The sequence below is a fragment of the Phreatobacter aquiterrae genome (assembly GCF_053471285.1).
Window position 1 is genome coordinate 1 of sequence record NZ_JBJPHW010000048.1, and the last position, 526, is coordinate 526.

A 526-nucleotide genomic window follows, 5' to 3' on the forward strand; every position below is an offset into this window, starting at 1 on the left:
TCGTCGTAGGTCTCGAACACGCGGTTGGAGAGGAAGTTGGCGCGCAGGAACTGCCAGACCTGCTCGACCGGATTCAGCTCCGGCGAGCGCGACGGCAGGAGGATTGGCGTGATGTTCTTCGGCCATTTCAGCGCGCCGGTGGTGTGCCAGCCGGCCCGGTCGAGGAGCAGCACGGCGTGGGCGCCCTTGCCGACGTGGCGGGCGATCTCGTCGATGTGGAGTTGCATCGCCTCGGTGTCGGCGAAGGGCAGCGCCAGAGCGGCGCCGACGCCCCTGGCCGGGCATATCGCGCCGAAGAGATAGGCGCTCTCGTAGCGCTGGTCCGCCGGCTGGCTCGGCCGCGTGCCGCGTCTGGCCCATTGCCGGACCAGGCCGTTCTTCTGGCCGATGCGAGCTTCGTCCTGGAACCAGATCTCGATGGGCTTGCGGCGGGCTACCCGGCCGACATGGGCTTCGAGCGTGCGCGCGAAGTTTTTTTGAACGCCTGGATGACCTCGCCATCCTGTTTAGGGTGACGCGGACGCGC

At 67.9% G+C, this 526-nt stretch carries 1 pseudogene; it reads right to left on the minus strand.

Going from position 1 to position 526, the window contains the following annotated elements:
• Positions 1-526, minus strand: a pseudogene (locus ACJ4V0_RS21535) (IS630 family transposase); the annotation flags it as partial.